Annotated in this window: 17 protein-coding genes; 8 read left to right on the forward strand and 9 right to left on the reverse strand. The window is 71.2% G+C overall.

Annotation, left to right across the window (positions count from 1 at the left end; genetic code table 11):
• Positions 1–15: 15 nt before the first annotated feature.
• The 5 genes from AC1PLR_RS18935 to AC1PLR_RS18955 form a co-directional block, all read right to left on the reverse strand.
• Positions 16–783, reverse strand: a complete 768-nt coding sequence (locus AC1PLR_RS18935; RefSeq protein WP_267106185.1) for a LytR/AlgR family response regulator transcription factor — start codon at positions 781–783, stop codon at positions 16–18.
• Positions 776–2,080: a sensor histidine kinase gene (locus AC1PLR_RS18940; RefSeq protein ID WP_481101963.1), complete on the reverse strand. Its 1,305-nt coding sequence runs from the start codon at positions 2,078–2,080 to the stop codon at positions 776–778. Before AC1PLR_RS18940 ends, AC1PLR_RS18935 begins: the two co-directional genes overlap by 8 nt.
• A gap of 168 nt (positions 2,081–2,248) precedes the next feature.
• Positions 2,249–2,467: a hypothetical protein gene (locus tag AC1PLR_RS18945; protein ID WP_029562193.1), complete on the reverse strand. Its 219-nt coding sequence runs from the start codon at positions 2,465–2,467 to the stop codon at positions 2,249–2,251.
• Entirely contained in the window at positions 2,448–2,897 is a 450-nt protein-coding gene (locus AC1PLR_RS18950) for a type II 3-dehydroquinate dehydratase (RefSeq protein ID WP_010343672.1), read from the reverse strand. Before AC1PLR_RS18950 ends, AC1PLR_RS18945 begins: the two co-directional genes overlap by 20 nt.
• Before the next feature lie 10 nt (positions 2,898–2,907).
• Complete coding sequence (locus AC1PLR_RS18955) at positions 2,908–3,330, reverse strand: hypothetical protein (RefSeq protein ID WP_010343673.1); 423 nt, start codon at positions 3,328–3,330, stop codon at positions 2,908–2,910.
• A 255-nt stretch (positions 3,331–3,585) separates the two neighbouring features.
• Between AC1PLR_RS18955 and AC1PLR_RS18960 the strand changes: the two genes are divergently transcribed.
• Positions 3,586–5,178 carry an APC family permease gene (locus AC1PLR_RS18960; protein WP_209230687.1) on the forward strand — a complete coding sequence of 531 codons (1,593 nt, stop codon included), beginning with the start codon at positions 3,586–3,588 and terminating at the stop codon, positions 5,176–5,178.
• Positions 5,179–5,191: 13 nt separating this feature from the next.
• On the opposite strand, the gene AC1PLR_RS18965 is transcribed toward AC1PLR_RS18960, so the two are convergent.
• Together AC1PLR_RS18965 and AC1PLR_RS18970 are read right to left on the reverse strand one after the other, a co-directional pair.
• Complete coding sequence (locus AC1PLR_RS18965; protein ID WP_481101964.1) at positions 5,192–5,719, reverse strand: hypothetical protein; 528 nt, start codon at positions 5,717–5,719, stop codon at positions 5,192–5,194.
• Positions 5,716–7,392, reverse strand: a complete 1,677-nt coding sequence (locus AC1PLR_RS18970) for a M28 family metallopeptidase (protein WP_481101965.1) — start codon at positions 7,390–7,392, stop codon at positions 5,716–5,718. The genes AC1PLR_RS18965 and AC1PLR_RS18970 overlap by 4 nt, the downstream gene beginning before the upstream one ends.
• A 310-nt stretch (positions 7,393–7,702) precedes the next feature.
• Here AC1PLR_RS18970 and AC1PLR_RS18975 point away from each other — a divergent pair, with 310 nt between their 5' ends.
• From AC1PLR_RS18975 to AC1PLR_RS19005, 7 genes are all read left to right on the forward strand, one after another.
• Positions 7,703–9,154, forward strand: coding sequence for a cellulase family glycosylhydrolase (locus tag AC1PLR_RS18975; RefSeq protein ID WP_481103639.1), 1,452 nt, complete (start codon positions 7,703–7,705; stop codon positions 9,152–9,154).
• Positions 9,155–9,422: 268 nt separating this feature from the next.
• Positions 9,423–10,907: a cellulase family glycosylhydrolase gene (locus AC1PLR_RS18980; RefSeq protein ID WP_481101966.1), complete on the forward strand. Its 1,485-nt coding sequence runs from the start codon at positions 9,423–9,425 to the stop codon at positions 10,905–10,907.
• Positions 10,908–11,072: 165 nt separating this feature from the next.
• Positions 11,073–13,964 (forward strand): M16 family metallopeptidase, encoded by a 2,892-nt coding sequence (locus AC1PLR_RS18985; RefSeq protein ID WP_481101967.1) that lies wholly within the window; start codon positions 11,073–11,075, stop codon positions 13,962–13,964.
• A gap of 286 nt (positions 13,965–14,250) precedes the next feature.
• A complete protein-coding gene (locus AC1PLR_RS18990) occupies positions 14,251–15,030 on the forward strand; it encodes a DUF72 domain-containing protein (protein WP_481101968.1) in 780 nt (259 codons plus the stop codon).
• Between the two features lie 129 nt (positions 15,031–15,159).
• Positions 15,160–16,077 (forward strand): GAF domain-containing protein, encoded by a 918-nt coding sequence (locus tag AC1PLR_RS18995; RefSeq protein ID WP_481101969.1) that lies wholly within the window; start codon positions 15,160–15,162, stop codon positions 16,075–16,077.
• A gap of 345 nt (positions 16,078–16,422) precedes the next feature.
• The gene (gene treA, locus AC1PLR_RS19000) at positions 16,423–18,114 is read left to right on the forward strand and encodes an alpha,alpha-trehalase TreA (protein WP_481101970.1); all 1,692 of its coding nucleotides are present in this window, start codon (positions 16,423–16,425) and stop codon (positions 18,112–18,114) included.
• Between the two features lie 100 nt (positions 18,115–18,214).
• Positions 18,215–19,726: a hypothetical protein gene (locus AC1PLR_RS19005; protein ID WP_481101971.1), complete on the forward strand. Its 1,512-nt coding sequence runs from the start codon at positions 18,215–18,217 to the stop codon at positions 19,724–19,726.
• Positions 19,727–19,735: 9 nt separating this feature from the next.
• On the opposite strand, the gene AC1PLR_RS19010 is transcribed toward AC1PLR_RS19005, so the two are convergent.
• Both AC1PLR_RS19010 and AC1PLR_RS19015 read right to left on the reverse strand, forming a co-directional pair.
• Positions 19,736–20,509 carry a lytic transglycosylase domain-containing protein gene (locus AC1PLR_RS19010; RefSeq protein ID WP_481101972.1) on the reverse strand — a complete coding sequence of 258 codons (774 nt, stop codon included), beginning with the start codon at positions 20,507–20,509 and terminating at the stop codon, positions 19,736–19,738.
• Between the two features lie 242 nt (positions 20,510–20,751).
• Positions 20,752–21,681, reverse strand: a complete 930-nt coding sequence (locus tag AC1PLR_RS19015; RefSeq protein ID WP_481103640.1) for a hypothetical protein — start codon at positions 21,679–21,681, stop codon at positions 20,752–20,754.
• Positions 21,682–21,827 lie beyond the last annotated feature (146 nt).

Genomic DNA, 21,827 nt, shown 5'->3' on the forward strand with positions numbered 1-21,827 from the left:
GAAGGGGCTGCGCGGCTACATGCCGCGGAACAGGCTCATGTACGGCTGGCTGACGGTCAGGACCTCGTCGCGGTGGCGCAGCTTCAGCCGGCCCTTGCCGGTGTCCTCGCGCACCACCGAGGCCACCGCCTTGAGGTTGACGATGGTGGAGCGGTGAATCTGCCGGAACGCCGCCGGATCGAGCACGTCCAGCAACTCGCGCAGCGAGGTGCGCAGCACCGCCTCACCGTCGCGGGTGAGCACCGTGGTGTACTTGCTGTCGGCCTGGAAATACAGCACGTCGTCGAGCAGGATCAGCCGCGTCTCGCGGCCGCTGCTGGCGGTGACCCAGGCCAGCGGTGGCGGTGCCGACGGCGCGGCCGGGCGTTGCTGCAGGCGCTGCAGCAAGGCATCGAGCACCGCCGGATCCGGCCCCTGCGCCGCACGCGCCTGCAGCCGCTGCACCGTGGCCTGCAGGCGCTCGCGCACGATCGGCTTGAGCAGGTAGTCCACCGCGCCGTGCTCGAACGCATCGATGGCGTACTGGTCGTAGGCGGTGACGAACACCACCTGCGTGTGCGGGCTCAGTTCGCCCAGCGCACGCGCCACCTCGATGCCGCTCAGCCCGGGCATGCGGATGTCCAGGAACGCCACCTGCGGGCGCAGTTCGGCCAGGCGTTCCAGCGCGCTGGCACCGTCTTCGCACTCGGCGACGATGCGCAGCTGCGGCCACACCTCGCCCAGCAACGCGACCAGCGCGTCGCGCAGCAGGGTTTCGTCCTCGGCAACGATCGCGTCAGTCATGGTGCGCTCCCGTGTGCACCGCCGCCGGCGCCGGCGCTGGCGGCGGTGTCTGCGTCGTCCCCGCCGGCCACGGCAGGGTGATGGTGGCGGCCACGCCGCTGGGGAAGTTGGAGACGATGGCGAAGCTCGCCGCGCCGCCATAGGTCAGGCGCAGCCGTTCGCGCAGGTTCTTCAGGCCGATGCCGGTGCCGCTGGACTGGGTGTTGAAGCCCAGGCCGTCGTCGGCCACGGTCAGGGTGACGTGGTCGTCGACCGCACGCGCCAGGATCCAGATGGTGCCGCCGCCGGGCTTGGGTTCCAGGCCGTGCTTGATCGCGTTCTCCACCAGCGTCTGCAGCATCATCGACGGCAGCGGCAGCGTCTTCATCGTCTCCGGCACCTGCACCTGCAGTTGCAGGCGCGCGCCCATGCGGATGCGCAGGATCTCCAGGTAGGCCTGGGTCCGTTCCAGTTCGTCGCCGAGCGAACTCATCGCATCCTCGGTACTGGGCAGCGAACGCCGCAGGTACTGGATCAAGTAACCCAGCATCAGGTCGGCGCGCGGCGGATCGGTGCGCGCCAGCACCTGCGCACTGGCCAGGGTGTTGTAGAGGAAATGCGGCTCGACCTGGGCGTGCAGCAGGTTCAGCCGCGCCACGGTCAGTTCCTGCTCGGTGGCGGCCTGTGCGGCGGCGGCCTGCTCGTCGCGGCGCAGCTCGGCCACGCGCCGGGCCAGCGCGCGGCCCAAGGCTTCGGCGTTCTCGTAGTTGCTGCCCTCGTCGACCGCGAACAGGTCGATCCAGGCGCTGGCATCCGGCTCCAGCAGCAGGGTCAGGCTGCTGGTGCCGGTGCCCGGAGTCACCGTCGCCAGCACCTGATTGCGCTTGACCGCGAAGCGCGCGGCCAGGTTCCAGCGCGACGGCGGGCGGCCGTTGTAGGGATCGATGCGGCGCACCTTGGCGCGCACCTGCAGACTGTCCAGCGTGCTTTCCACCTCCTCCACCCGCGGCAGCTCGCGCACGGCCGCATCCAGCAGTGCGAACGCCTCGCGGGTGTCCAGCGGGATCTCGATCTGGCGCCGCTGGCGGCTGGCCAGGGTGCCCCAATCCAGGCGTCCTGCGATCAGCCAGACCTTGCGCAGATGAGTGATGCCGGCGATCAGCGCCGACAGCATCAACAGCATCGCCAACAGGCCGAACAGCCAGCCCGGCCCGGAATTCATGCCGTAGAATAACCCGGCCCAGACGAAGGCGGCCACGATCACCGCCCCGGCCCAGGCGCACAACAGGCGAACGAGGAAGAACAGGCTGGCGAGCATGGCGGCCGGGGATTGGGGAGTTCCGGCGAGGATAGCCGCGGCGTCGCGCAGCGCCAGCGGCGTGCGACGAAACTGCCGCTGGCATGGATGGAGCCCGACCTTGGCAGGACGAAACCGCAGCCCAGCCGCACGCAAAGGCGGCGGCGCCATTCCAGGCGACAGCGCGCCCTACAGCCGGCTGACGCTGCGGATGCGGATCTCGCTGCTGTCCACCCCGTGGCGTTGCGCCGCCTGCGCGCGCAGGCGGCCCAGCAGCCGCTCCGGATCCAGCGGCGCCGGCTCGGCCCAGGTGTGCGCCAGCGTGCCCCAGGCCACGCGCTGGCCGAAGCTGTAGGCCTCGTAGTCGGCCAGGTAGTGGCGCGCGCGCTCAGGTACCGACGTGGACATCGCCTTCGTAACCGTTGCAGCCCAGGTGTTCGAGCGCGATCGACAGCGCCAGCGCGTAGCCCTGCGCGCAGTAGCCGCCGACCTGGCCTAGCCGCTGCCCCGAGGCCGCGCACAGGCAGGCTTCGCGGCGATCGCTGGCATCGTCGTGCACTTCCACGTAGGGCCGGCGCAGATGCGCCACCGCGTCGGCGGTGACGGCGCTGTCCGAACACGCGCCCGGATCCAGCAGCAGCATCTCCACCCCGGCCTGGTCGGCCTGGGCCAGCGCCTGCAGCAGTTCGCGCTCGCTGGCGCAGCCGCGCACGGCCAGGGTCTTGCCGGCGCGGCCGGCATGGGCGAGCAGTTGCCGCATCACCGGCGCGGCGATGCGCGCCGGGCGGCCGCGATGGCCGGCCACGCAGTCCGGACCACGGAGCAACAGGATCGACATGGCGGCGCCCTCAGTTGGCCAGCGCCGCGCGCGCGCCGAGCCGGCGCTGCGCCACGCCCAGCGCGATCGCATAGCTGTCGGCGAGCGCACCGTTGGCGATCACCGTCAGCAACGGCGCGTGCCGCGGCTGCAGCAGCGGTTCCAGCGCCTGCGCGCTGGCGTCGTGCACCTCGATGTACGGGTGGCCCAGCGCCTCCAGCGCCGCGCACAGCTGCGCGCCGTGGTCGGCCAGCTCCGATGCAGGCAACTCGCCGGAGTCCAGCAGCACCAGCTCGGTGTCGTCGCACGCGCCTTGCCGCAGCCGCGCCACGATCTGCGCGGCATCGGCGCAGGCCACCGGCACCACCTGCGCGGCGTGGGACGCGGCCAGACACTGCGCCGCGGCAATGGCCGACGCATCGCGATGCGGGCCCTGGATCAGCAGAATCGACATGGAACACACCCATCGGGGAAGACGGAGCGCAGTCTGTGCCTGAGCGGCGTAAGCGTTCCATGCCGATGGAGGGCGTGGGGCGTAAAGCTTGCGTAAGGCGGGAATCGGGAATGGAGAATGGAGAATCGTTGAGCGCAAACCGGGAACGTTCAGCCAACGACACGCCGCTTTTCCGATTCCCCATTCCCCAATCCCCATTCCCGGCTTTATGCGATCATCCCCGGCTTCCCGCAGCCACCGCCGCCCGGACCCGCCATGACCCAAACCGCTCTGCGCCGCGATGTCGGCCCGTTCGCCCTGATGCTGACCGGCCTGGGCTCGATCATCGGCTCCGGTTGGCTGTTCGGCGCCTGGCGTGCCGCCGGGCTGGCCGGTCCCGGTGCGATCTGGGCCTGGGTGCTGGGCGCGGCGATCGTCACCACCATCGCCCTGGCTTATGCCGAACTGGGCGCGATGTTCCCCGAGTCCGGCGGCATGGTCCGCTACAGCCACTACTCGCACGGCTCGCTGGTCGGCTTCATCGCAGGCTGGGCCAACTGGATCGCGATCGTGTCGGTGATCCCGGTGGAGGCCGAGGCCTCGGTGCAGTACATGGCGTCCTGGCCGTGGCAGTGGGCGCAGGATCTGTACGTGCAGCAGCCCGGCGGCGCCGGCGAACTGTCGGTGCCCGGGCTGTGCATCGCCGCGGTGCTGGTGCTGGTGTATTTCCTGCTGAACTTCTGGAGCGTCAAGCTGTTCGCCCGCTCCAACAGCCTGATCACCGTGTTCAAGCTGGTGGTGCCGGCGCTCACCGGCGTGGCGCTGATCGCCAGCGGTTTCCACAGCGAGAACTTCAGCGTCGGCCTGCACGGCGGCAGCCACACCATCGACTTCGCCGCGGTGCTCACCGCGGTGGCCACCGCCGGCATCGTGTTCAGCTTCAACGGCTTCCAGAGTCCGGTGAACCTGGCCGGCGAGGCGCGCAATCCCGGGCGCAGCATCCCGTTCGCGGTGCTCGGCTCGATCGCGCTGGCCACGGTGGTCTACGTGCTGCTGCAGGTCGCCTACCTGGGCGCGGTGCCGCCGGACCTGCTGGCCAAGGCCGGCTGGCACGGCATCGATTTCCGCTCGCCGTTCGCGCAGCTGGCGATCATCGTCAACCTGCACTGGCTGGCGATGCTGCTGTACGTGGACGCCTTCGTCAGCCCCAGCGGCACCGGCATCACCTACACCGCCACCACCGCGCGGATGATCTACGGCATGGAGCGCAACGGCACCATGCCCAAGGTGCTCGGCCGGGTGCATCCGACCTGGGGCGTGCCGCGCCCGGCGATGTTCTTCAACCTGCTGGTGTCCTACCTGTTCCTGTTCTTCTTCCGCGGCTGGGGCACGCTGGCGGCGGTGATCTCGGTGGCCACCATCATTTCCTACCTGACCGGCCCGATCAGCGCCATGGCGCTGCGCAAGCACGCGCCGGAGATGCACCGCCCGCTGCGCATCGCCGGCCTGCCGGTGCTGGCCGCCGCCGCCTTCGTGCTGGCCACCGAACTGCTGTACTGGGCGCGCTGGCCGCTGACCGGCGAGATCATCCTGCTGATGCTGGTGGCCCTGCCGGTGTACGCCTACTACCAGCAGCGCGACGGCTGGAAGGATTTCCGCCGGCACCTGCGCGGCGCCAGCTGGCTGATCGCCTACCTGCCGACCATCGCCCTGCTGTCGTGGGCCGGCAGCACCACCTTCGGCGGCCACGGCTACCTGTCCTACGGGCCGGACCTGGTGGTGGTCGGCGTGGTCGCGCTGGGCTTCTACTTCTGGGGCGTGCGCGCCGGCTGGCGCACCCCGTCGCTGCAGCAGGCCAGCGGCGGCTGAGCCGCGGCGGCGCTCAGCCGCCGCGCAGGAATTGCAGCGCGCGCGACAGCAGCGCGGCGCCGACGAAACCGGCCAGGGCGCACAGACCCACCGCGATGACGCCCTGGTGCGACGGGTCGTCGCGTCTGTCGAACAAGGCCAGCGCCGCGGCGACGCAGACCGCCGAGGTGCCGGCGCCGATCAGGCCGATGCGCAGATGCGCACGCCAGCCGCGCAGGCGCGGCCAGGCGCGTGCGGCGAACAGACCGGTCAACAGCGCCGGCAAGGCGCCGAAGACATAGGAAAACATCGCCATCAGCAGGAGCAGCAGCAGCGGAGCGCTGACGCTGCCCTCTCCCCAGGTCATCGCGATCGCCACCGGCAGCCCGACCACCACGGTCCCGAGCGGCGGGCCGACGAACAGGAAGGTCATGACCACGCCGACGCCGACCAGCCAGCGCGGCAGCGGGTCGTTGCCCGCTTCCGCGTCGAGCGGGTCGACCTCGTCCGCGCGTGCCTCCGGGGCCGCCTGCGACGCAGGCGGCAACGGGTCGTGGCTCACTGCTTGGCGGGCGCCGCCTGGCGCTGCGCGGCGCTGGCGTCGCGGGCGGCGCGGAACTCAGAGTCGCGGCTCCAGTTCGGCCACTGCGGCGAATTGGCCAGTTCCTCGCCCAGGGTGTACAGCACCTGCATGTCGCGCGCGGCGCCGGCGAAGGTCCAGTTCGGCTGCCATTCGTCGCCGGGCTGGTGGTAGCGCTTGGCGGTGTAGTCGTCCGAGGCGGCCTTGCCGGCGGCGACGCCGCCGTCCACCCAGTCCTGGCCGGCGGCGAAGGACAGCGCCGGCACACCGCGCTTGGCGAAGGAGAAGTGGTCGGAGCGGAAGAAGTAGCCGGCTTCCGGCTTGGGATCGGGCGTGTAGCGCAGGTCCCAGCCCTTGGCCACGCGCTTGAGGTCGTCGAGCAGTTCCAGCTTGGCGGTACCGTAGATGCCGAAATCGCGCGAAGGGCCGAACGGGCTCATGCCGTCCATGTTGATCACCGCCACCGTGCGCGCCAGCGGATACAGCGGCTTGGAGGCGTAGTACTCCGAGCCGAGCAGGCCCTTCTCCTCGGCGGTGACCGACATGAACACCACCGAGCGCTGCGGCGCCGGGCCCTTGGCGAAGGCGCGGGCCAGTTCCAGCAGCGCGGCGACGCCGCTGGCGTTGTCCAGCGCGCCGTTGAAGATGCGGTCGCCCTTGGCGTCGGGCGCGCCCACGCCCAGGTGATCCCAGTGCGCGGTGTAGATGAGGGTCTCGTCCGGCCGGGTCTTGCCGGGCAGGCGCGCGACCACGTTGTGCGAGGTGATCACCTCCGACTTCACCGCGTAGTCGGCGTACAGGCGCTCGCCCTTCAGCTCCACCGGCTTGAAGTCGCGCGACTGCGCCTGCTTCTTCAGCGCATCGAAATCCAGCCCGGCGCGCTTGAACAGGTCCACCGCCAGGTCGCGCTGGATCCAGCCCTCCAGTTCCGGGTGCACCGACTTGGGATCGTCGCGGACCACGTCGAACATGCTGTTGGTGTTGGAGTTGGCCACGGTGGCCCAGCCGTAGGAGGCCGGTGCGGTCTCGTGCACGATCAGCACGCCGGCCGCGCCCTGCCGCGCGCCTTCCTCGAACTTGTAGGTCCAGCGGCCGTAGTAGGTCATGCCCTTGCCGTCGAACGCGCCCTTGCCGGTCTCGAAATCGGGGTCGTTGATCAGCACCACCGCGATCTTGCCCTTCAGGTCCACGCCCTTGAAGTCGTCCCAGCCGCGTTCGGGCGCCTTGACGCCATAGCCGACGAACACCAGCGGCGCCCCGTCCAGACTGACCTGGCTGCTGCCGTCGAGCGCGGCGCGCACGGCGATCTGCTGGCCCTGGGTCAGGGCCTGGCGCTGGTCGCCGCTGGCGATCGCCAGGCGCGGGGTACCGACGATGTCGGCGCGGCGCAGCGGCACCGCCTGCGTCCACAGGCGCTTGCCGTCGCGCAGGTCGCCGCCGGGCTGCAGGCCGGCCGCCTGGAACTGCGCGCTCAGGTAGGCCACGGTCTTCTCCTCGCCCGCCGAGCCCGGGGCGCGGCCCTCGTAGGCGTCGGAGGCCAGGGTCTTGACGTCGGCGGACAACCGCTTGGTGTCGAAGGTCGGCGCGGGCGGCGGTGCCGCCAGGCAGGCGCCGGACAGCGCCAGGGCCAGCAGGCTCACGATCGGTTGTTTCACGGGGTTCCCCTCGGCAGACACAAAGAGCGTCGAGTGTAGCGGCGCCCGCCCCGGGCCGGGGTGTGTCGAATGATCGCCGTACGTGCGCTGTCGCAAAAATTTATTGTGATAAACCGCTCAAATACGAACCTGAACATGGTCTAATGCCGCGCTCGCGCATCCCGGGGCCATGCCGATCCGGTGGCCCAGGCCGATCCGCGTGCGCATGGCGGCTTCCACCCGAGCCGCGCATGGCGTCCGTTGTCCCCACCCTCACTAGGCCGCTCCGACTGCGGGGCCGGCCCGCTTCCGGAGACCTGCAGAGATGGCGATGTCCCCCTTCACCCGCATCACCCGTTGCGCGCTGGCCGCCGCGCTGCTGGCCGCCAGCGGTTCGGCCTGGAGTTACGCGGTCAGCAAAGGCACGGTGGTGGACGACCGCGGCAACGCGGTGCAGTTGCGCGGCGTCAACTGGTTCGGCTTCGAAGGCAGTGCGCACACCGTGCACGGCCTGTGGGCGCGCAACTGGAAGGACATGATCACGCAGATGCAGGGCCTGGGCTTCAACGCCGTGCGCCTGCCGTTCTGCCCGCAGACCCTGCGCGGCGTCGCCCCCACCAGCATCGACTACGGCCGCAACCCGGACCTGCAGGGCCTGAACTCGTTGCAGGTGCTGGACAAGGTGATCAACGAATTCAGCAGCCGCGGCATGTACGTGCTGCTGGACCATCACTCGCCCGATTGCCAGGGCATCTCCGAACTCTGGTACACCGACTCCTATAGCGAGCAGCAGTGGATCAGCGACCTGAGCTTCGTGGCCAAGCGCTACGCGTCGGTGCCGGGCGTGATCGGCATCGACCTGAAGAACGAGCCGAACGGGCGCAACACCTGGGGCACCGGCAACCTCAAGACCGACTGGAACAAGGCGGTCGAGCGCGCCTCGGCAGCGGTGCTGAAGGTGACGCCGAAGTGGCTGATCGTGGTCGAGGGCATCACCGACAATCCGACCTGCTCCAGCAGCTACGGCTACTGGTGGGGCGGCAACCTGGAACCGCTGACCTGCACCAAGCTCAACGTGCCGGCCAACCGCCTGCTGCTGTCGCCGCACGTGTACGGCCCGGACGTGAACTGGCAGCCCTACTTCGGCGACAGCAGCTTCCCGGCCAACATGCCGGCGATCTGGGAGCGCCAGTTCGGCCAACTGACCCAGCGCGGCTACGCCATGATGATCGGCGAGTTCGGCGGTAACGAAGGCCGCAACCAGGCGCAGGACCCGATCCTGCAGAAGGCGCTGATCGACTACCTGATCAAGAAGAACATCCGCAGCGGTTTCTACTGGGCCTGGAACCCGAACAGCCGCGACACCGGCGGCGTGCTCGACGACGACTGGACCACCGTGCGCACTGAGAAGATGACCGGGCTCAAGCGGCTGTGGGGCGACACCAGCAGCACCACGCCGACCCCGACTCCGACTCCGACGCCCACCCCGGAGCCGACGCCGACCCCCACGCCGACCCCGGCCCCGGGCAGCGCCAGCTTCAGCACCAAGATCATCGTCGACAGCGACTGGAACGCCGGCTACTGCGAACGCGTGCAGGTGACCAACAGCGGCAGCGCCACCGGCAACTGGGCGGTCACCCTGTCCATCAGCGGCACCGTCAACAACCTGTGGAACGCCACCTGGACGCAGTCGGGCACCACGCTCAGCGCCAGCGGCGTGGACTGGAACAAGACCCTGGCCCCCGGCGCCACCGCCGAGTTCGGGTTCTGCGCCGCCCGCTGAAGGCCGCGCCATCGCCCCGCGCACCCCGCGGGGCAACACCCCGACGGCAGCGTCCCACGACGCTGCCGTTGGCGTTTCTGCGCTCCCCATCACCGCCCGGCCGCGGCCAGGCGCCTGCGCATCGGCCGGCCATGTGCAATCGGTGGACAAGCGCCTCTTCTGCAACCGCAGTCACGGCCGCCGCGGCGGACACTGCCGATCATCGCCGCCGAGCATCCGCCCCCCTTTGGCCGGCGCGCTCCGCACCGGCCGCCATCGGAGCATCGCAATGAACAGGTCCCTGCATTCCCGCATTACCCGCTGCCTGCTGGCCGCGGCGCTCGTGGCCGCCAGCAGCCCGGCCTGGAGCTACGCCATCAACCAGGGCAAGGTGGTGGACGACGCCGGCAACGCCGTGCAGCTGCGCGGCGTCAACTGGTTCGGTTTCGAGACCTCGCAGCACACCGTACACGGCCTGTGGGCGCGCAACTGGAAGGACATGATCACGCAGATGCAGGGCCTGGGCTTCAACGCCGTGCGCCTGCCGTTCTGCCCGCAGACGCTGCAGGCGGTGTCGCCCGGCAGCATCGACTACAGCCGCAACCCGGACCTGCAGGGGCTGAACTCGCTGCAGATCCTGGACAAGGTGGTCAACGAACTCAGCAGCCGCGGCATGTACGTGCTGCTCGACCATCACACGCCGGACTGCAACGCCATCTCCGAGCTCTGGTACACCGGCAGCTACAGCGAGCAGCAATGGCTGGACGACCTGACCTTCGTGGCCAAGCGCTACGCGTCGGTGCCGGGGGTGATCGGCCTGGACCTGAAGAACGAGCCGCACGGCGCCGCTACCTGGGGCAGCGGCAATGCCGCCACCGACTGGAACAAGGCCGCCGAGCGCGCGGCGGCGGCGGTGCTGAAGGCAGCGCCGAACTGGCTGATCGTGGTCGAAGGCATTTCCAACACGTCGACCTGCTCCAGCGACACCGCGCACTTCTGGGGCGAGAACCTGGAACCGCTGGCCTGCACCGCGCTGGCCATTCCGGCCAACCGCCTGCTGCTCGCCCCGCACGTGTACGGGCCGGACGTCTACATGCAGCCTTACTTCAGCGCCTCCAACTTCCCGGCCAACATGCCGGCGATCTGGGAGCAGCACTTCGGCCAGTTCGCCCAGGCCGGCCACGCGCTGCTGCTGGGCGAGTTCGGCGGCAAGTACGGCCAGGGCAACCCGCTGGACGTGCAGTGGCAGAACGCGCTGGTCGACTACCTGATCGGCAAGGGCATCCACAGCGGCTTCTACTGGTCGTGGAACCCGAACAGCGGCGACACCGGCGGCATCCTCAACGACGACTGGAGCACGGTGCGCACCGACAAGGTGACCCTGCTGAAGAAGCTGTGGGACGGCGACGGCAGCAGCACGGGCGGTGGCGGTGGTAACGGCGGTGGCAATGGTGGAGGTGGAGGCGGTGGTGGTGGTGGCGGCAACGGCGGCGGCGGAACGCCCACGCCGCCGCCGTCCGGCAGCAGCTTCAGCACCAAGGTGCTGGTCGACAGCGACTGGAACGCCGGCTACTGCAACCGCGTGCAGGTGACCAACACCGGCGGCAGCAGCGGCGACTGGAGCGTCACCCTGTCGATCAGCGGCACGGTCAACAACCTGTGGAACGCCACCTGGACCCAGTCGGGCACCACGCTCAGCGCCAGTGGCGTGGACTGGAACAAGACCCTGGCCCCCGGCGCCACCGCCGAGTTCGGCTTCTGCGCCGCACGCTGAGCGCTCTACGGCTTGCCTGACGTAACGCGCCCGGCCACTCCCTCGGGGGATGGCCGGGCGCGCGGCCGGCCGGCCGCCAGCGCACCGCGCTGTGCCATCAGTCACGTTCCCGCTGCCGCCGCCGGCCCTCTATGCTGGCGCACTGTCCACACTCAGGCCCGGCCCATGCTCCGACCCTTGTCGCTGTTGATCTCCAGCATCCTCACCCTCGGCACCGGCGCCGCCCTGGTCGCCGCGCCGTCGGCCCTGGCCGCGGCCACGCCGGGCCAGGCGACCGCGCCGGAGATCGCCTACACCCGCTTCACCCTGCCCAACGGCCTGACCGTGGTGGTGCACGAGGACCACAAGGCGCCGGTGGTGGCGGTGAGCATCTGGTACCACATCGGTTCGGGCGACGAGCCGGCCGGCAAGACCGGCTTCGCGCACCTGTTCGAGCACCTGATGTTCTCCGGCTCGGAAAACCACAAGGGCACCTACTTCCAGCCGTTCGAGAAGGTCGGCGCCACCGACATGAACGGCACCACCTGGTTCGACCGCACCAACTACTTCGAGACCGTGCCGACCACCGCGCTGGACACCGCGCTGTGGATGGAATCGGACCGCATGGGCCACCTGCTCGGCGCGATCGGCCAGAAGGAACTGGACACCCAGCGCGGCGTGGTCCAGAACGAGAAGCGCCAGGGCCAGAACCGCCCCTACGGCCGCGTCGACGAAAACATCCTGGCCAACATCTTCCCGGCCAACCACCCGTACCAGCACGACACCATCGGCTCGATGGCCGACCTCGACGCGGCCTCGCTGGACGACGTCAAGCAGTGGTTCCACGACAACTACGGCGCCGCCAACACCACCCTGGTGCTGGCCGGCGACATCACCGTGGCGCAGGCCAAGGCCAAGGCCGAGCAGTACTTCGGCGACATCCCCGCCGGCCGCCCGGTGCCGCGCCAGCAGCCGTGGATCACCCCGCTGGCCAAGCAGACCCGCGGCGTGCAGCACGACCACGTCGCGCAGCCGCGCATCTACCGCACCTGGGTGGCGCCGCAGTTGGGCACCGACGACGCGGTGCTGCTGGACCTGGCCACCACCGTGCTCGGCGGCGGCAAGACCAGCCGCCTGTACCAGCGCCTGGTCTACCGCGACAAGCTGGCCGACGACGTGTCCGCCGGGCTGCAGTCGTTCGCGCTGGCCAGCCAGCTGCAGATCACCGCCGACGTGAAGGAAGGCGTGGACCCGGCCAAGGTCGAGGCCGCCATCGCCGACGAACTGCAGAAGTTCCTGGCCGAAGGCCCCACCGCCGACGAACTGCAGCGTGCGCAGGTGGGCTACCGCGCCGGCTTCGTGCGCGGCCTGGAGAAGGTCGGCGGCTTCGGCGGCAAGGCCACGGTGCTGGCCGAGGGCCAGGTCTACCGCAACGATCCGGGCGCCTACAGGAAGGACCTGCAGCGCGCGCAGGACGCCACCGTCGCCAGCGTGCGCAAGGCCGCCGACACCTGGTTCGGCAAGGGCGACTACCTGCTGACCGTGCTGCCGGCGCCGGAGGGCTTCGATCCGGCGGCCGAGGACAAGGCGGTCAAGCCGCTGCCGGCGGCTCCGGGCAAGCCCGCGCCGAAGGTGCCGGCCAAGGGCAACTACAGCGTCGGCAAGACCCAGGTCGATCGCGCCGCCGGCGTGCCGGAGACCACCCAGTTCCCGAGCCTGAGCTTCCCGCAGCTGCAGCGCGGCAAGCTCAAGAACGGCATCGAGGTGGTGCTGGCCGAGCGCCACACCATCCCGGTCACGCAGATCCAGCTGCTGTTCGATGCAGGCTATGCGACCGACCGCGGCAGCAAGCTCGGCACCGCCAACTTCACCGCGGCGCTGATGAACGAGAGCACCCGCAACCTGGATTCGGTGGACGTGGCGCAGCGCCGCCAGCGCCTGGGCGCGATGACCAGCGTGTCCTGCGAACTGGACAGCTGCGATGCCTCGCTCAACGCGCTCAACGACCAGTTGGCGCCGTCGCTGGCGCTGTTCGCCGACATCGTGCGCAACCCGGCGTTCAAGGCCGACGACATCGAGCGCATCCGCGGCCAGTGGCTGGCCTCGATCGCGCAGGAGAAGACCCAGCCGCAGGGCCTGGCGCTGCGCACTCTGCCGCCGCTGCTGTACGGCCCCACCCATCCGTACGGCGTGCCGCTCACAGGCACCGGCACCGAGGCGGCGATCAAGAGCCTGACCGCGGGCGACCTGAGCGCGTTCCAGAACAACTGGCTGCGTCCGGACAACGTGCGCATCCTGGTCGCCGGCGACACCACCCTGGACAAGATCATCCCGCAGCTGGATGCCGCCTTCGGCGACTGGCAGGCCCCGGCCGGCAAGCGCCCGACCAAGCGCCTGCCGCAGGTGGCCGCGCAGCCCAAGCCGCGCGTGTTCCTGATCAACCGCGACGACGCCCCGCAGTCGCTGATCCTGGCCGGCCTGCTGGCGCCCTCGACCAAGGCCCCGAACAACCTCGCCATCGGCGTGGCCAACGGCGCCTTCGGCGGCACCTTCACCTCGCGCCTGAACATGAACCTGCGCGAGGACAAGCGCTGGGCCTACGGCGCCAACAGCTTCATGATCGACGCGATCGGCCAGCGCCCGTTCCTGTTCTTCGCCCCGGTGCAGACCGACAAGACCGCCGAATCGGCCGCCGAGATCCTCAAGGAAGCCAAGGCCGTGGTCGGCGACAAGCCGCTGACCGCCGACGAGATCGCCAAGATCAAGGAACAGCGCGTGCGCGCCCTGCCGGGCAGCTTCGAGACCACCGGTGCGGTGCTCGGCGCGATGGAAGGCATCGTCCAGTACGGCCGCCCGGACGACTACGTGCAGACGCTGAAGACGCGCCTGGAAGCGGTCGACCAGCCGGCGGCGGAAGCGGCGATCAAGGAGATCGTGGCGCCGCAGGCGATGACCTGGGTCATCGTCGGCGACCTCAAGCAGATCGAAGCGCCGGTGCGTGCGTTGAAGCTGGGCGAGGTGCAGGTGCTGGACAGCGACGGCCAGCCGGTCAAGGCGAAGGCCGCGGCCAAGCAGTAACGCCGCACACGCATGGCGGGGCTGCCCCGCCATGCGCCACGCGCCACGCGCCGACGCCAGCATGGGGCGTCGGCGCCATCGCAACGCATCGCCGTCGCGCGATGCGACATGCGACGACAGTGAGTGAACGCGCAGGTTGCGCTGCGGCGCAGCCTGCAGGCATCGATCTTCCCTCGCATGCGTGGGTCGCGGATGGGTCGCCAAGGCGGCGCGCCGCGCCTGTCCTTCACGGCGCCTGGCCGCAACGCTTGGTATCCGCAAGGCCTGTCCTGGCCTGCCACCGCCGATGCCGACCGCTTCTCCCCGCTGCGTCGCCGCTCCCCGCATCCGCGTCGGCTGCGCCGGCTGGTCGATCGCCAGCACGCAACGCGCCCTGGTCGGCGACGGCGCCAGCCAGTTGGCGCGCTATGCCACCCGCTTCGACGCGGTCGAGATCAACTCCACGTTCTACCGCGCCCACCGCGCCAGCACCTACCAGCGCTGGGCCGACAGCGTGCCGACGGGGTTCCGCTTCTCGGCCAAACTGCCACGCACCATCACCCACGACGCGCGCCTATACCGCGTCGCGCCACTGCTGCAGACCTTCCTCGGCGAGGTCGGCCACCTCGGCGACAGGCTCGGCTGCCTGCTGGTGCAACTGCCGCCAAGCCTGGCCTTCGATGCGCGCATCGCCACCACGTTCTTCGCGATGCTGCGGCGCCGCTGGCAGGGCGGCATCGCCTGCGAACCGCGCCACGCCAGTTGGTTCAGCGCACGCGCCGAGGCGCTGTGGCAGCGCCACCGCATCGCGCGCGTGGCCGCCGACCCGGTCCTCAACGCCAGCGCCGCGCAGCCGGCCGGCGCGGCGGTGCCGGCCTACTGGCGCTGGCACGGCGCACCGCGCATCTATTACAGCGACTACGCCGACGCCACGCTGCGCGGCCTGGCCGAGCGGGTCGTCGCCGCCACGCCGCACCCGCACGACGCCTGGGTGATCTTCGACAACACGGCGCTGGGCCACGCCCTCGACAACGCCGCCACGCTGCAGGCGCAGCTGCGCGCGCTCGGCGTCGGTGCCGCCGACTGATCGCCAACGCGTGGCCGTCGGCCGCCTGGCGTGCGCCGCGTCACGCTTGCGCGCTTGTCCACGCGACCTCGCCACGCCCTGCGGTATGGTGCTGCGCCTCGCGATCCGCGCCAGACCCGACGCCGCCCCATGACCGATGAAGCCCAGCGCCAGCGTGTCCTCGACAGCTACCGCATCGTCGACAGCCTGCCCGAGGCCGCATACCAGGACATCGTGCAGATCGCCGCCGCGCTGTGCGACACGCCGATCGCGCTGCTGTCGCTGCTGGACCGCGACCGCCAATGGTTCAAGGCACGGATCGGCCTGGAGCTGCCGCAGACCGAGCGCAGCCAGGCGGTATGCGACCACGCCATCCGTGAGCCCGAGCACATGCTGGAAGTGCCCGACCTCGCCGACGACCCGCGCTTCGCCGACCTGCAGATGGTGCGCGGCGACACCGGCGCGCGCTTCTACGCCGGCATGCCGCTGGTCACCGAAGAGGGTGTCGCGCTGGGCACGGTCTGCGTGCTGGACACCGCGCCGCGCCAGCTCACCGAGACCCAGCGCGACGGTCTGCGCGCGCTGGCGCGCACCGCCATGCGCCTGCTCGACGAACGCCGCCGCGCGCTGCAGCGCGAACGCGAGGCGCTGCTGCAGGCGCATCCGGCCGCCAGCGCGGACGCCCCCGCCGACGGCCGCTACCGGGTGGTGATCCTGGAAGTGCAGGAACTGGCCGCGCTCGCCGAGCGGCAGAGCGAACGCCTGCTGGGCGCCACCCTGCAGCAACTCGACCGCGCCCTGGCCAGCTACGTGCACGACGGCGGCGCCGACACGGTGGACCGCGCCACCGAGCACGCCGAGTTCATCGTCATGCTGCACGGCGCCGATGCCGAGCAGAAACTGCGCGGCCTGCGCGAGATCGCCGCGCGGCAACAGGCGCTCGGGCTGACCGTGCTGGTCGGCGACGCCCAGGCCACGCGGGCGGACGAGCCGATCGGGCAGGTGTTCCTGCGCGCCGAGGCCGCGCTCAGCGCCGAGAAGGATCGCCAGCCGCCGCAAGCGCCCTGACCGGCGCGTGTGGCGCGCTGGTAGCCCTGATCGGCGCAGCGGCCGCGTACTCACGCGCACCGGCCCTGGCCGCGCGCTGGACGACCCGCCGCCCCGATCCGGCAGGCGGCGCCACCCATCCGGCTGAAGAGGCCTCCCGGCCGCCGACCGGGCGACGGACACCCGCCCCGCCTCAGCGGCCCCGTTCTTGCATCCCCCCAGGCGTTGCGGTCCCTCACCGGTGCGAGCCGGGCGGCGCGCGGCCGCCAGGGCAGGATCGGCAGCCGCGCCTTGCGGATCCGGCCGCGCGCCCCGTCCCCGCTTCGGTCGTTTACCATGCCGCACGCATCCTGCTCTGGACCCGACATGAGCCATGCCGCTCCTCCCTGCTGCACCCCGCTGCTGAGCCTGTCGCTCGGCCTGTTGCTCGGCACCGCCGATACCGCCATGGCGGAGGCCGCGCCGGCGACCACGCTGACCGCCCCGGCACCGCCGCCGCAGACGCCCGACCTGGCCTACCCGGAACTGTTCCAGGCGGTGCAGCAGCAGGAACTGTTCGACGACCAGAAGCACTTCGTCGACGCGCTGCCGCTGCGCGACCCGGCGCTGATCAACGCCGACTATCTGGCGCAGCGCCAGCAGCCCGGTTTCGACCTGCGCCGTTTCGTCGCCGCCAACTTCGAGGAATCCGGCCCGGTGCAGACCGAGGCGATCCGCCAGGACACCGGCCTGCGCGAGCACATCGACGCGCTGTGGCCGCTGCTGGTGCGCCGCCAGGTCGACGTGCCGCCCTACAGCAGCCTGCTGTCGCTGCCGCACCCCTACGTGGTGCCGGGCGGGCGCTTCCGCGAGGTCTACTACTGGGATTCCTACTTCACCATGCTCGGCCTGGTGGAGAGCGGCGAACACGAACGCAGCCGGCAGATGCTGGACAACTTCGCCTACCTGATCGACACCTACGGGCACATCCCCAACGGCAACCGCACCTACTACCTGAGCCGCTCGCAGCCGCCGTTCTTCTCGCACATGGTGCAGTTGCAGGCCAAGGTCGAAGGCGATGCCGCCTACGCGCGCTACCTGCCGCAGTTGCAGAAGGAATACGCGTACTGGATGGAAGGCGCGCAGACCCTGGCCCCGGGCAGCGCGCATGCGCACGTGGTGCGCCTGGCCGACGGCAGCCTGCTCAACCGCTACTGGGACGCCCGCGACACGCCGCGCCCGGAAGCCTGGCTGCACGACGTGCGCACCGCCGCCGAGGCCAAGGACCGCCCCGCCGCCGAGGTCTACCGCGACCTGCGCGCCGGCGCCGAGAGCGGCTGGGACTATTCCAGCCGCTGGCTCGGCGACCGCAAGACCCTGGCCAGCATCCGCACCACCGCGATCGTCCCGATCGACCTCAACAGCCTGCTCTACCACCTGGAGACCACCCTGGCCCTTGCCTGCGCCAAAAACCCAGGCGCGCCCGGCTGCGACACCGACTATGCCGCCCTGGCCAGCGCGCGCAAGACCGCGATCGACAAGCACCTGTGGAGCGATGCCGGCTACTACGCCGACTACGACTGGCAGCAGCGCCGGCTTCGCGAACAGGTCACCGCCGCGGCGCTGTACCCGCTGTTCGTCGGCGTTGCCTCGCCGGCGCGGGCCAAGCGCACTGCCGACACCGTGCAGGCGCAGTTGCTGCGCCCCGGCGGCGTGGCGACCACGCGCCTGCACACCGGCCAGCAGTGGGACGAACCCAACGGCTGGGCGCCGCTGCAATGGATCGCCGTGGACGGCCTGCGCCGCTACGGCCAGGACACGCTGGCGCAGCGCATCGGCAGCCGTTTCCTGGCGCGGGTGCAGGCGCTGTTCGCGCAGCAGCACAAGCTGGTGGAGAAGTACGGCGTGGACGCGCAGGCCAAGGGCGGCGGCGGCGGCGAGTACGCGTTGCAGGACGGCTTCGGCTGGACCAATGGCGTCACCTTGCTGCTGATGGATCTGTACAACGCCCCGGCCGCAACCGCGCCCACCGCGCCGCAGCCGCGCACGCAGCCGGAACCGGAGCCGGCATTGCCCTGAGTCGCCCGCGGTCCACACCTCGCCCGGCCATGGCAAACGCCTGGCGCCGAACGCGCCACGGGGCGTGGCGGCCTGCGCAGGGCCGGCAGGAGCGTGGGCGATGACCGCGACCGGCGCCGCCGACGTCGGCGACGTGGCCGACCGGGAGGCGGCCGCACAGGCTGCCGTGCTGCGCGGCCTGCCGTCGCAGGCGCAGCTGTGGCACTGGATCGAACGCCTGAACGGGTTCGGCCCACGCCTGACCGGCAGCCCGGCGCACGCCGCGGCGATCGACTACCTGGCCGCCGAACTGCAGGCGCTGGGCCTGCAGGTCCAGCGCGACCACCTGCCGCTGCGCCGCTGGACGGCGCATGCCACGCAGCTGACCCTGGACGACGGCAGCGCGATCGCGGTCGCCGCGCCCCTGCCCTACTCCGGCGTCACCCCGCCCGACGGCCTCGCCGGCGAACTGGTCTGGTTCGACGGCCGCCCGCGCTCGTTCCGCAAGGCGCGCGGCAAGATCGCGGTGGTGGCCCTGCGCCGTCGCGACCTCGATCGGACCTTGCTGACGCTGGCGTTCAAGCGCAAGGCGCGGCTGCCCGACGGCGACGCCGACGTCGCATCGCCCATCACCACCCCGCTGCTGACCGGCCTGCAGGCGGTGGCGCTGGACAAGGCGCGCCGGCACGGCGTGCGCGCCGTGATCTGCGTGTTCGAGGGCGTTTCCGAGGCGCAACTGCACGGCCAGGTGCTGCCGTTCATCACGCCGTACCGCGATCTTCCGGCTGTGTGGGTGAGTGCGCGCCACGCCGAGGCGTTGCGTGCCGCGGCCGCGCAGCGCAGGCAGGCGCGGCTGACCCTGCACGCCACGCTGCAGGGCACCACCACCGACACGCTGTATGCGGTGCTGCCCGGCCGCGCGCAGGACGAGACGCTCATCGTCAACACCCATACCGACGGGCCGAACGCCTGCGAGGAGAACGGCGCGGCCGGCGTGCTGGCGCTGGCCCACGCCTTCGCCGCGCTGCCGCGCGCGGCGCGTCGCCGCACCCTGGTGTTCGTGCTGGTCACCGGCCATTTCCAGTTGCCGCAGATCGGCGTGCACGGACGCCAGGCGACCTCGGCTTGGCTGCAACGGCACCCGCAGCTGTGGGACGGCCGCGGCAGCCACGCGCGCGCGGTGGCCGGCATCACCATCGAACACCTCGGCTGCACCGAATGGCGCGACGACCTGGCGGCCGGCGCGCCGGCGCCGACCGGCAAGCTGGAACGGGACCTGGTGTACACGGCCACGCCGGCACTGGATGCGCTGTACCGGCAGGCCTGCGCCGGGCGCAGCAAGCTGCGCGCGCTGACCCTGTCGCCGCGCCTGGAGGTGGCGATGCTCGGCGAGGGCCAGCCGCTGTACCAGGCCGGCATCCCGGTCGTGGCCACCTGCCCGATCCCCGACTACCTGTGCCAGGTCCTGCCGGAGGGCGGCATCGCCCGCCTGGACCCGGCGTATGCGCAGCAGCAGGTGGAGACCTTCGCACGGCTGCTGGCGCGGCTCGACCAGCGCGACGCCGCACAGATCGGACGTATTGCGCTCACGCCAGGCCGGCTGCTGTCCCGCCTGATCGAACGCCTGCGCTGAGCCGCCGCGCTACTGCGCCGGCGTCTCCACGGCGATGCCCATCGCAGTGCGATAGCGCTGGTACAGCGCCATCACCTTGTCGATGTACTCCCGGGTCTCCGCGTACGGCGGCACGCCGCCATAACGCGTCACCGTGCCGATGCCGGCGTTGTAGGCGGCCGCGGCCAGCACCCGATCGCCAGCGTAGCGACGCAGCAGCGCGCGCATGTAGCGTGCGCCGCCGGCGATGGACTGATCGGCCGCGAACGGATCGCGCACGCCGTATTCCTTGGCCACCTCCGGCAACAGCTGCATCACCCCCTGCGCGCCCTTGGGCGACACCGCGGCGGCGTCGAAGCCGCTCTCGGCATGCGCGATCGCGCGCAGCCACGGCTCGTCCACCCCGGTGGCGCGCGCCGCGGCGCGGAACTGTTTGGCATGCGCCTGCAGTTGCGGCGCCCCGAGCTTGCCCAGGCCGGCGTGCGCACTCTCTCCCAGCGGCGTCACCGCAGTGAAGCGCAGGTAGGGCCGCGAGCCCGGCAGGTTGCGCGTGGAGTAGACCAACCGCCCATCCTGCTCGCGCTCGTACAGGGTGCCGCTGAACACGCCCAGGTTGCCCCACAGGTTGGGCGTGGCGATCGCCGCATCGTCCAGTTCCTTCGGCGTGCAGCGCGAGCCCGGTTCCGGTGCGGTGGCCAGGCTGACCGTGCCCTCGCGCACGCAGCGGTACACCGTGCGCGCGGACGCGCCGGCGGCGACACCGCAGCACAGCAGCAGGCACAGCGCGGCACGGGCAAGCGACATCGGCGACACGCTCGGATGGGGCGGGCGCGCATCATCGCGCAGCGCGCGTCGAGGCGAGTGATGGTGGCGTTCGGCACGCTGTCCGACAGCGCCCCCCCTCGTAGGAGCGGCTTCAGCCGCGACCACGGTTTCCCTGCAACGCCATCGCGGCTGAAGCCGCTCCTACAGCAATCCGCGGCAAGCCGGCTGGGTGCACTGTGGGAGGGACTTCAGTCCCGACGCTGCCAAGCTCGAATCACCGCCTACGGCGCACACGCCGCCAGTTCCTGGTCGGCGTACCACAGCGCGCGCCGCGCCAGGTCGTAGGCGCTGTCGGCTTCGCGCGGCAGCAGTTGCTGCGCGCGGATCGGGTCGGCGCCCTTGGCCATTGCGGTTTCCACGTGCAGCAACGCGTCCAGGTGCTCGCGCACCGGCGTCAGCAGGCGCTCGCGCTGCGCCGCCGGGCAGGCGCCGCGCCGCTGCTGCAGGTCGGCCAGGGCCTGGCGAATCCGCCGGCTGGCTTCGCCGTCCAGTCCGGGTGCCTTCTCGAACGCGATCGGGGCGGCCTTGTAGGCATCGCCGGTGGCCTCGCTGCCGAGGTCGCTGGGGCGTTCGTGCAGCGCCGGGTTGAAGCGCACGTCCGGCGGCGGCCGCGCCACCGCCGACTGGTGCGTGCTCTTGGGCAACAGTTGCTTGATCGCGCGGTTGATGCCCTGCACGGCGACGTCGCCGAGGGTGCCGTCGCTGGCCCAGTCCTTGTCGAAGCGGGTGGACCGGTAGTCGATCGGATTGGGTCGCTCGAGCAGGCGCTTGGACTTGGCGACATCGCGCGGATTGAGCGTCCCAGGCGGCGTGCCCTGCGCCTGCGCGAACGGATCCACCCCCACCCCATCGGGCAGGCGCGGATGGCCATCGCCGGTGTAGAGCGTCGCCGCCATGCCCGTCGTGGGCGCGGCTGCAGCGGGCGCGGTCGGCGTCGACGAAGACGGCGGGGCGGCGGCGCGCGGTTGCCGCGCCTCGGCCGGCATGCGCGCGGCCGTCGAGGGCGCACGCGTGGACGCCGGCGGCGGGACCGGCGCGCGGCGCGCCGGTTGCCGCGGCAGGAACACCAGGCGCAGCGCATCCTCGGCCGCCGCGCGCGGCGGCGCCGACGGCGCGCCCCACAGCAGGCGCCCTAGCAAGGCCAGGATCATCGCGGTCGCCAGTGCCGCCCACAGCTGCAGCCAACGGTCTTGCGCAGGGAGGGCGGTCACGACGGTCGAGGATCCATGGGCAGGCGGCTGGGGCGAGTGTGGGGGGACGGACCGGTACAGCGTGCCGGGAGTTCCGTTGCCGGCGC

It is taken from the genome of Xanthomonas sp. NCPPB 3570 (assembly GCF_056725115.1).